Origin of the sequence: Streptomyces sp. NPDC015032, assembly GCF_043080425.1 — a bacterium.
Classification (GTDB): domain Bacteria; phylum Actinomycetota; class Actinomycetes; order Streptomycetales; family Streptomycetaceae; genus Streptomyces.
On record NZ_JBIBVN010000011.1, the window covers coordinates 229,882 to 239,778 of the forward strand.

At 69.7% G+C, this 9,897-nt stretch carries 10 protein-coding genes; 3 read left to right on the plus strand and 7 right to left on the minus strand.

The features are described from left to right. Positions 1-9 precede the first annotated feature (9 nt). Together ACF08M_RS18705 and ACF08M_RS18710 are read right to left on the minus strand one after the other, a co-directional pair. Positions 10-1,641: a TerD family protein gene (locus ACF08M_RS18705; protein WP_392186325.1), complete on the minus strand. Its 1,632-nt coding sequence runs from the start codon at positions 1,639-1,641 to the stop codon at positions 10-12. Between the two features lie 107 nt (positions 1,642-1,748). Then, positions 1,749-2,372 carry a M48 family metallopeptidase gene (locus ACF08M_RS18710; protein ID WP_392186326.1) on the minus strand — a complete coding sequence of 208 codons (624 nt, stop codon included), beginning with the start codon at positions 2,370-2,372 and terminating at the stop codon, positions 1,749-1,751. Positions 2,373-2,591: 219 nt separating this feature from the next. On the opposite strand from ACF08M_RS18710, the gene ACF08M_RS18715 reads away from it, so the two are divergent. Both ACF08M_RS18715 and ACF08M_RS18720 read left to right on the plus strand, forming a co-directional pair. Beyond that, positions 2,592-3,737 (plus strand): ThiF family adenylyltransferase, encoded by a 1,146-nt coding sequence (locus ACF08M_RS18715; RefSeq protein ID WP_392186353.1) that lies wholly within the window; start codon positions 2,592-2,594, stop codon positions 3,735-3,737. 41 nt (positions 3,738-3,778) lie between these two features. Then, positions 3,779-5,197, plus strand: coding sequence for an ABC1 kinase family protein (locus ACF08M_RS18720; RefSeq protein WP_392186327.1), 1,419 nt, complete (start codon positions 3,779-3,781; stop codon positions 5,195-5,197). A gap of 122 nt (positions 5,198-5,319) precedes the next feature. Here the strand turns inward: ACF08M_RS18720 and ACF08M_RS18725 are convergent, their stop codons facing one another. The 5 genes from ACF08M_RS18725 to ACF08M_RS18745 all read right to left on the minus strand — a co-directional run bounded on the left by ACF08M_RS18725 (position 5,320) and on the right by ACF08M_RS18745 (position 9,308). Then, the gene (locus tag ACF08M_RS18725; protein WP_392186328.1) at positions 5,320-5,535 is read right to left on the minus strand and encodes a hypothetical protein; all 216 of its coding nucleotides are present in this window, start codon (positions 5,533-5,535) and stop codon (positions 5,320-5,322) included. 181 nt (positions 5,536-5,716) lie between these two features. Continuing rightward, on the minus strand, positions 5,717-6,040 hold the full coding sequence (locus tag ACF08M_RS18730) for a hypothetical protein (protein ID WP_392186354.1): 324 nt from the start codon (positions 6,038-6,040) through the stop codon (positions 5,717-5,719). A gap of 32 nt (positions 6,041-6,072) precedes the next feature. Beyond that, positions 6,073-6,441: a WhiB family transcriptional regulator gene (locus tag ACF08M_RS18735; RefSeq protein ID WP_383765084.1), complete on the minus strand. Its 369-nt coding sequence runs from the start codon at positions 6,439-6,441 to the stop codon at positions 6,073-6,075. A 173-nt stretch (positions 6,442-6,614) separates the two neighbouring features. Next, complete coding sequence (locus ACF08M_RS18740) at positions 6,615-6,950, minus strand: hypothetical protein (protein WP_392186329.1); 336 nt, start codon at positions 6,948-6,950, stop codon at positions 6,615-6,617. A 165-nt stretch (positions 6,951-7,115) separates the two neighbouring features. Continuing rightward, positions 7,116-9,308, minus strand: a complete 2,193-nt coding sequence (locus tag ACF08M_RS18745) for an ATP-dependent DNA helicase UvrD2 (RefSeq protein ID WP_392186330.1) — start codon at positions 9,306-9,308, stop codon at positions 7,116-7,118. Positions 9,309-9,556: 248 nt separating this feature from the next. On the opposite strand from ACF08M_RS18745, the gene ACF08M_RS18750 reads away from it, so the two are divergent. Continuing rightward, entirely contained in the window at positions 9,557-9,811 is a 255-nt protein-coding gene (locus ACF08M_RS18750; protein ID WP_392186331.1) for a mycoredoxin, read from the plus strand. Positions 9,812-9,897: the final 86 nt, after the last annotated feature.

Sequence of the window (9,897 nt, forward strand, 5' to 3'; positions counted from 1 at the left end):
CGGGCTCCCTCAGACCTCGTAGGGCTGGACGACGATGAAGTTGCCGGGGGCGCCCCGGAACTGAAGGTTCACGGTCTCCCCGCTGTGTCCCGGGTACGCGTTGCGACGCAGCCGGACCTGGCTGGAGATGATCACCTGGGACGCGGACGACCAGGCGACGACGGCGTTGCAGTCGGCGAAGGTGGTCGGGGTGACGGGCAGGACGACAGGGATACCGTGGGTCTTGACGACGACCGTGCCGGTGCCCTGGAACTGCATGGTGAACAGGGCGCCACCGGGAATGCCGTGGCCCTCGATCCTGCGGACCTCGTGCTGCAGCGACTCGTCGAACGCGAGGACATTCTCCGCAGAGACGCAGATGCCGTCGCCCTGCAGCTCGATGGCGTGCAGATGGGAGCCGTCCTCGGCGAGGAAGACCTGCCCGCGGCCGGTGCAGCGCATCAGCTGCATTTCCTGGCCGGTCGCGTTGCCGACGATGCGGCCCGCGAACCCGGCGCCCTTGTAGCTGAAGTCGACCTTGCCCTGGTACATCACCATGCTGCCTTGCCGGGCGAGCACGGGCATTCCGCCCATGGTGAGGTCGACCCGCATGAGCTGCTGGTTCTGCGGGGTCCAACGCTGGCCGGTGGCCGTCTCCTTGTACGGCTGGAGCGCGGCCTGAAGCCCGGCGCCGGCCTGCGGCATGCCTTGCGGCACGCCCTGGGGCATTCCTGGCGACTGCATGCCGGGGGGTTGCATGCCGGGCGGCTGCTGGCCGTACGGCGCAGGAGCCTGCTGGCCGTACGGAGCGGCGGGCGCGGGCTGCTGCCCGGGAATCTGCCCGAACTGCGGCTGCTGGGGCGGCTGGCCCGGCTGCCCGTACGGGGCCGGGGCGGGGGCGGGTGGCGGCGCCATGCCGCCGTGCGGTGCCATCGGGGCCGCTATCGTCGGCGCGGCATGCATCTGCTGTTGGACGGGTGCCGGGGCGGGCGGAGCGCCGAAGGACGGGGCGGGCTGCGGCGCTTGGGGAGCCTGTGGTGCGGCCGGGGCGCCGAAGGACGGGGCGGGTGCCGGGGCGGACGGCGGGGCGAACGACGGGGCGGCCGCCTGCGGCTGAGGTGCGGCGGGCGTCTCCTCGGCGACCTCGCCGCCGAAGTTCTTCAGCAGCGCTTCGAGGCCACCGTCGAAGCCCTGCCCTACGGCGGCGAACCGCCAGACGTCCTTCAGGTAGAAGTCGCCCAGCATCACCGCACGCTCGGTGGTGAACTCCGAACCGGTGAAGGCGTACCTGACGACCTCCTCACCTCCCGCGACGATCCGGATGTAGCCGGGGCCGACCTGGGACATCTGCCCGGCACCGTCGACCGTCGCGGTGAACGACAGCTTGTGGATGTTCGCCGGAATGCGGTCCAGGGTGACGCGGAACGACTCGGTGTCACCGGCCTGGGCGCCGAGGAGCTGAATGGACTCCTCGGGCGATTTAGGCTGATTGAAGAAGATGAAATACCGGTCGTCGGAGAGCTGCTCATTGGCATCGAGGCCGAAGCAGCTGATGTCAAAGGTCAGTCCCGGGCCGGCGATCTGCACACCTACGTACAGATCCGTCCCCGGTGTGAGATCGCTGATCTTGGCCTTGTGGCCGCGCTGGAATTCCCTGGCCATGCGTAACGACCGTCCCCCATCCCGAAGGTGAATGCGTCGCGTCAGGCTAACCGCAAACTCCGACGCCGGGCTAAGCCGGTACACACCCGGTACAGAATCGCCGAACGTCACTCACCGCGTGCGGCGGGCAGATGCGGCAGCCGGTCGGCCGCCACCACGCCCTCCAGATAGCCACGGGCCCGCTCCGTGCGGGGATACGCCTCCAGCAGCTGCCAGAAGTCCGGACCGTGGCCGGGGACGAGCAGATGGGCCAGCTCATGGACCAGTACGTAGTCGACGACGTACTCGGGCATGCCCTGCAGCCGGTGCGACAGCCGGATGCTGCCCTCCGCCGGGGTGCAGGACCCCCATCGGGTGTTCTGATTGGTCACCCACCGCACGGAAGCGGGTCTGGCCCGGCCCTCGAAATACTGGGCGGACAACCGCTCGGCCCGCTCGGTCAGTTCGCTGTCGCCGAGGATGCGCTTGCTCTCCTGGGCCGCGAGCTTGTCGAGCATCACGCTCACCCAGCGCCGCTCCTCGGCCTGCGACATCCGGGCGGGGATGAGCACGATGGTGCGGTCCCCCTCCCGGTACGCGGAGACCGTCCTGCTGCGGCGGGTGCTCCTGCGGACCTCGACCGCGCTCGTCGCCGGGGCGCGGGGCGGACGGTCCGCCGCGCTGCGCTGATGGGTTCCGGCACTGCGCGCGGGGGTCTCCCCGGCGAATCCGGGTGACGGGTCGGCGGGCACGCCATGACGTTACCCGTTGTCAGTGGGGGAAGTCCCGACTCCGGGACGGTTCGCGTGTGATCCGCTCCACGGCATGCACCATTTGAACGACTAATACCCCGCACCTGTGGACAACTTTCCGCACACTTCGCCGCCGGGCTGCATTCTGACAACGGATCTCGCGGAGATCCGGGCCACAGCCCACGCACAGAGATCATGGAACACAGACCGGGGGAAGCCGTGTATCCGATGTTGAAGCCCGCACTGCGCCGCGCATGGCGCGGCCGGGGCACCGTGCAATTCGGGGTGACCCGCGCTCATGCGGTGAAGCTCGGTCCGATGGATATCGCCACGGGCTGCTTTCTGGAACTGCTCGACGGTACGCGCGGTCTGCCGCTGCTGCGCGAAGAAGCCCGGGCCATGGATCTGTCGGACCATCAAGTGGAGACCCTGGTGCGCAGATTGAGAGACGCGGGCCTGATCGACGATGTGCGGATGGCCGGCCCGGAGACCGATGCGTTACGGAACCGGCCCGATGCCCTGGAGCGGTACCGCCCTGATCTGGCCTCGCTCTCCGTCGTCCATCCCGAGCCGGGTGGCGGGATGCGGCGGCTGGCGGCGCGTCGGGCGATGCGGGTCCAGGTGCGGGGTGCCGGCCGGGTCGGTGCCGCGGTCGCGGCGGTGCTGTCCGGGTCCGGAGTGGGCCGGGTGGAGGTTCTGGACGGCGGGTGCACCGAGCCGTGGGACGTCTCGCCCTGTGGGCTTCCACCGGCAGCCGTCGGGGAGCGCAGGGCCACCGCGGCCCGGCAGTTGGTGCGCAGATCCGCCGCCGGTCCGTCCCCCCGGGCGGCGGAGACGGCGGATGCCTCGGCGGGCGGCGAGCCGGGGCTGTCACTGATCGTGGTCGCCCCTCGTGACGGTCTCTCGGCGTACGCCCCCGACCCGCGGTCTGCGGAACCGTGGATCGCTTCGGGGACTCCCCACCTCTACGCCGGAGTGATGGAGGCGACGGGAGTGGTCGGGCCCCTGGTCCTGCCCGGGGGCACGGCGTGCGCGGGGTGTCTGGCGCTGGTACGTGCGGAACGGGATGAGCAGTGGCCGAGGATGCTCTCGCAGTGGCAGTCCGGTCGGCGCATCGCCGCACAGGCCTGCGATTTGGGGCTGGCGACGGCGGTGGCCGGTCTGGCGGCCGCTCACGCGCTGTCCTTTCTGGACGGGGAACTGCCCGCCAGTACGGGAACCCGCTGGGAGGCCGCGCTGCCACTGCTGGACTGGCGCTCCGAACGGATCGGCGCGCATCCCGGCTGTTGCTGCGGAGCGGCTGGGCACACTGAGGGGGAGCGCACCTCCGGGGCCGACGCGGTACACGACACAATGGCCGGGTAACCGCCGCACGCGGTACGGCACTCTGGGATTTGGAGGGGCTCATGTCTGATCTACCCCGGAAAGCGGTCACCCGCACCGCCAAGCTGGCCGCCCTGCCACTGGGCTTCGCCGGTCGCGCCACGTGGGGGCTGAGCAAGCGGATCGGCGGGAAGTCGGCGGAGTTGGTGGCCCGGGAGGTTCAGCAGCGCACCGCGGATCAGCTCTTCAAGGTCCTGGGTGAGTTGAAGGGCGGGGCGATGAAGCTGGGTCAGGCCCTGTCCGTCTTCGAGTCGGCGCTGCCCGAGGAGGTCGCAGGGCCGTACCGGGCGGCGCTCACCAAACTGCAGGAGGCCGCGCCTCCCCTGCCCAGTGGCACGGTGCACGCGGTACTGGCGGAGCGGCTCGGCGAGAACTGGCGGGAGCTGTTCCTCACCTTCGAGGACAAGCCGTCGGCCGCCGCCTCGATCGGTCAGGTGCACCGTGCGGTGTGGCACGACGGGCGGGACGTCGCGGTGAAAGTGCAGTATCCGGGCGCCGGAGAGGCCTTGCTCTCGGATCTGACCCAGCTCAGCAGGTTCGCCCGGCTGCTCGGCCCGTTGATCCCCGGAATGGACATCAAACCGCTCATCACAGAGCTGCGTGACCGGGTCTCGGAGGAGCTGGACTACGAACAGGAGGCGCGGTCGCAGCGGCACCATGCCGAGGAGTTCGCGGCCGATCCGGATGTCGTGATCCCCGGTGTGGTGCACCAGTCCGACCAGGTGCTGGTGACGGAGTGGATGGACGGCGTTCCACTTGCCGACGTGATCGCCGAGGGAACCCCGGAACAGCGCGATCGGGCCGGTCAGTTGCTGGCGCGTTTCCTCTTCTCCGGGCCGGCGCGCACCGGGCTGCTGCACGCGGACCCCCATCCGGGCAACTTCCGGCTGCTGCCCCCGGACGACGGGACGAGCGAAGCGGGTGAGACGGACGAGACGGGCGGGTCCGGACAGTGGCGGCTCGGGGTGCTGGACTTCGGCACGGTCGACCGGCTGCCGGGTGGTCTGCCGCAGACCATCGGGGAATCCTTGCGGCTGGCTCTGACGGGTGACGCGGAGGCGGTGTACGAGCTGTTGCGCGAGGAAGGGTTCGTCAAGGACTCGATCGATCTCGACCCGGATGCGGTGCTCGACTATCTCCTCCCGATCATCGAACCGGCGCGGGTGGAGGAGTTCACTTTCACCCGGAGCTGGATGCGCAATCAGGCGGCGCGGATCGCTGATCCCCGCTCGCCCGCTCATCAGCTGGGCAAGCAGCTGAATCTGCCACCCGCCTATCTGCTGATACACCGGGTGACGCTGAGCACGATCGGGGTGCTGTGCCAGCTCGGCGCGACGGCACGGCTGCGCGACGAACTCGAATCCTGGGTGCCGGGGTTCCTGCCGGAGGGTGAGCAGGAGGTCGTGGTGGAGGAGTTGGCGGGCGACGCCCCCGGCGCATAGGGCAGCCGGTCTCCGGCCCTGTCACCGGGCCCGGACCGTCACGCCCCGGGCTTCACCACCACAGGCGTCACAACCCCGGGTTCCACACCTGGGGCGTCACCACCGGGCGTCGCGCCTCGGCTTCACCACCAGGCGGAGTCGAGGCGGCTCTCGATCGCCCTGATATGGGTGCGGGAGCACTTTTCGCAGAAGTACCGGTGTCTGCCGTTCTCGACGGAGCAGACCCAGGTCGGCGGTGCGGTCTCGCTGCCGACGGAGGTTCCGCACTGGGCACACGTCATCACTGTGGTGTCCCTCTGCGCGGGTTGCTGCATACGGTGATGAGTCTCCTCGTCCACGATGTGACGATAACTCCGCCACCGCCGTGGCGCGCGGCACCACACAGCACGACCGCGGGGCCGGTCCGTTCGGACCGGCCCCGCGGAAGGGGTACTGACTACGGGTACTGATTGCTGCCTGGCAGAGCGGCTGCCCGGCAGCGAGTGCTGCTGGTGTCCTGCCTGATCCGGACGAGAGGCCCTAGTGCATGACCGCCATGGCCAGCGCACGGCGGGCGCGCATCGAGGCGCGCTCGGCCCGGCGCTGCATCCGGCGCGCGGTGACCAGGCGCATGGCCTGGCGTTGCGTGTCGGCTTCCCTCAGGCGGTCGTGCATATGCGCACGAGCCAGGGCTTCTGGGATGAGTTGCATCTCGCGGGTCCTGTTCTGACGCGAGTCGTTCGCGCCGATGATCGTGACGTTCGGTGTTGCGGAGCCGACGGGCTCATTCGTGGGGACGGACATTGGTGCCTGATTTCGGGGATCGTGGGTGTGGGGACGGTCGATGGTTCCGATGCGCTTCATGGGTTTGGGGGCCGCGGCCCCCAGTCCGGCGATCACGCCGCGACCGGGTTCTTGCGCGGACGCCCACGCGGCCGCTTGCGAGCGACGACGACGCCCTGGATGAAGAGCTCACCGCCCCAGACGCCCCACGGCTCGCGACGCTCCTTGGCGCCGGCGAGGCAGGCCTCGACGAGCGGGCAGGTGCGGCAGAGGGACTTGGCGTACTCGACATCGGCCGGCGACTCGGCGAAGAAGACCTCCGGGTCGTAGGAGCGGCAGGGGACGGGCACGCCGAGGTTCTCGATGGCGTCGTCGAGCGCGGTGAGCGCGGTGAGGGGGATCAAGGTGGAGTCCTCCGTGAGGCCGGGCGGCGGGATCGTGTCGGAAGTCGGTACGGACGGGGCGTGCGCTTCGAGTTGCACGGTGGGTGGTGTCCTCGTCTGGTCGTTCCGGCCTGTTGGCCGGGGGGCGGCTGGTACCGGGTGCTGCTTGTCCCGAGGCCCCTTCGCGTTGTCTCGTCCGTTCGGGCAAAACAAAAGGGCCGCGGATCCCGAGTGGGGTTCCGCGGCCCTGAAGGCGCCGGCCTGATGGTAAATCAGGCTGGATCACTCCAGGGTTCAGGCCCACGGAAGGCCCACATCGTGTGGTGGTGCGTCATCTGCTTCTGGGCGCCGGATTCCGCTCCCGCACCGACGGCGGCAAAGGCATAGGCCTGGGCCTGTCCCTTCGCTACTGCTGCTGCCGGTGCCTGGGTCGGTCGCTCATTGCGCTCCCGCACGGGGAGGCTCACCAGGGACAGCGGGCTGGCGGCGGAGATGCCGGACAGACCGGTGCCACGGAGCGAGACCTCGGAAGAGCAGACGAGACCGAGCGAGCAGGCGGAGGCGACCGAAAGATCGGTCATTTTGTCGGTCATGATGATGCTGATCACTTCAATCGCCTCCTCTCGGCGTATCGGGGGGACCGGCGGGCCGGTCCTACGTATTCGGATAAGTACAGCACAGGGCGAGGGCTTCAGAGAAGTCGCTGTTCCCGTGGTTAAGAACCTATGGTGATGACTGGGGCAGGCGCAAACTATTTTTTCGACGAGTTTTTCTCACACCTCGTCAACGACGCCTTCGAGTCCTTCCTCCACCACCCCACCTGCGCAAATGGCGAGTACCGCGGTCCCGAACCGGTCCAGCTTCCGCGCGCCGACTCCGGAGATCACGGCCAGCTCTCCCGCGCTGTCCGGCACCGCCTCCGCGATCGCCATCAGCGTCTTGTCCGTGAAGACGCAGTACGCGGGCTGGCCGATCTCCTTCGCCCGGACCGCCCGCCAGTCGCGCAGCCGCTCGTACAGCGCCTCATCCATGTCGGAGGGGCAGTCGTCGCAGCGCATCAGCTTCATCTCGCCCGCATCGGTGAGGGTCTTGCCGCAGACCCGGCACCGGGCAGGGCCGCGGCGGCCACGCCTGGCGACCGGTCCGGGGCCCCGCTCGATCCCGCCGCCGCTCGCCGCGCTGCGCGTGCCGAGGGCTGCCGAGCCGGGGCGCAGCCCGTTCAGGAACCGGCTCGGGCGGCGTCCGGCACGGCCGCCGGGTGAGCGGGACAGCGACCACGACAACGAGAGGTGCAGGCGTGCCCGGGTGACGCCGACGTACAGCAGTCGGCGCTCCTCCTCGATCTGTTCGTCGGTCTTGGCGTAGGTGATCGGCATCATGCCCTCGGTCAGCCCGACCAGGAACACGGCGTCCCACTCCAGGCCCTTCGCCGAGTGCAGCGAGGCGAGGGTGACCCCCTGGACGGTGGGGGCGTGCTGGGCGGCGGCCCGCTCGTCGAGCTCCGCCACCAGGTCGGAGAGCGTCGCGCCCGGCTTGGCCTGTTCGAAGTCCTCGGCGAGCCGGACCAGAGCGGCGAGGGACTCCCAGCGGTCGCGCACCGCTCCGGAGCCCGCGGGCGGCTCCGTGGTCCAGCCCTTGGTGGAGAGCACCGCCCGCACCTCCGCCGGCAGCCCCTCCGCGTCGTCGAGCAGGGAGTCGTTGCCCCCCGCGCGGGCCGCGCCGCGCAGCGCGACGCCCGCCTCCCGTACCTCCGCCCGTTCGAAGAAGCGCTCGGCGCCCCGCAGCTGGTAGGGCACGCCCGCGTCGGCCAGGGCCTGTTCGTAGACCTCGGACTGGGAGTTGACCCGGTAGAGCACGGCGATCTCGCCGGCCGGGACGCCCGCGGCGATCAGATCGCGGATGCGACGGGCGGTGCCCTCGGCCTCCGCAGGCTCGTCCGCGTACTCCGTATAGGCGGGCTCGGGGCCGGGCTCGCGCTGCGAGACCAGTTCGAGCCGGTGCTCGGCGGCGCGGCCGCGGGCCTGGCCGAGCAGCCCGTTGGCCAGATGGACGACCTGGGGGGTGGAGCGGTAGTCCCGGACCAGCTTGACCACCGTCGCATCGGGGTGGCGGGTACGGAAATTCAGCAGGTGGTCGGGGGTTGCTCCGGTGAAGGAGTAGATCGTCTGGCTGGCGTCACCGACGACGCACAGGGTGTCCCGGTCACCGAGCCAGAGGTCCAGCAGCCGCTGCTGGAGCGGGCTGACGTCCTGGTACTCGTCGACGACGAAGTGCTGGTATTGGCGGCGGACATGGTCGGCGATGTCGTGGCGGTCCTGAAGGATGGCGACGGTGAGAAGCAGCACATCCTCGAAATCGATCACCGAGCGGTCGCGCTTCAGCTGCTCGTACATCGCGTAGATCTGGGAGATCTCGGCAGGGTCGCGTGGGGCGTCGCGCTGGGTCTTGGCGACCACGGCCGGATAGTCGGCGGGCACGGTCTGGGTGACCTTGGACCACTCGATCTCGCTGGTGACATCGCGCAGCTCATTGCGGTCGAGGCGGATGCGGCAGCGGGCCGCGGCCTCGGCGACCAGCTGGACCTTGCGCTCCAGCAGCCGCGGCAGGTCACCGCCGACCGCCTTCGGCCAGAAGTACTGGAGCTGACGCAGGGCGGCGGAGTGGAACGTCCGTGCCTGCGCCCCGCCCGCGCCGAGCTGGCGCAGCCGTCCTCGCATCTCGCCCGCGGCCCGGTTGGTGAAGGTGACGGCGAGCACGCTCGTCGGCTGGAGTATTCCGGCACGCACCCCGTAGGCGATGCGGTGCGTGATCGCACGCGTCTTGCCCGTACCGGCTCCGGCCAGCACACACACCGGGCCGTGCAGGGCCGTGGCGACCTCGCGCTGCTCGGGGTCCAGGCCGTCGAGCACGGCGTCCGCCGACTCGGGGACCTGCGGGAAGAGGGAGGAATGCGTTGCTGCTGTCACCCCGCCATGCTGCCAGGTCGGATGAGGCCGGTGCGGAGGTTGTCCACAGGGGGGCCGTACCGGTCGTACTAATGCGGGGGTGGCGGCGGGAATGGTAGTTGCTTCACGTACGTTCCCTTTCCGTGCGGTCACGCACTTTCCAGCTTCTCCGCGTGCCGGATGAGACGGATGAGACAGACGCGTCCGAGTGGACAGACGAGTCCGAGGACGGGTCCGAGAAGACTGACGAGACAGAGGAGCGCGAAGACATGCCGGGCACTGTGACGATGTACAGCACCACGTGGTGCGGCTACTGCCGTCGGCTCAAGAGCCAGATGGAGCGCGAGGGCATCGCGTACAACGAGATCAACATCGAGCAGGACCCGGAGTCCGCAGCCTTCGTCGAGAAGGCCAACGGGGGCAACCAGACCGTTCCCACCGTCCTGGTGGTCGGCTCCACGGGTGTCGAGGCCGTCATGACGAACCCCTCGCTGGCCCAGGTGAAGCAGGCGCTCGCCGCCTGACAGTGAGGATGTACGTGAGCGTTCCCCGGCGAGGTCTGACCCACCGCCTGACTGACTCAGGGTCCTCAACGGGATCTGTCGGCCCT

Excerpts from the sequence above, each read along its gene's own strand:
- ACF08M_RS18705 (WP_392186325.1), bottom strand. The coding sequence starts at position 1,641 with ATGGCCAGGGAATTCCAGCGCGGCCACAAGGCCAAGATCAGCGATCTC.
- ACF08M_RS18720 (WP_392186327.1), top strand. The coding sequence starts at position 3,779 with ATGTCTGATCTACCCCGGAAAGCGGTCACCCGCACCGCCAAGCTGGCC.
- ACF08M_RS18730 (WP_392186354.1), bottom strand. The coding sequence starts at position 6,040 with ATGAAGCGCATCGGAACCATCGACCGTCCCCACACCCACGATCCCCGA.
- ACF08M_RS18750 (WP_392186331.1), top strand. The coding sequence starts at position 9,557 with ATGCCGGGCACTGTGACGATGTACAGCACCACGTGGTGCGGCTACTGC.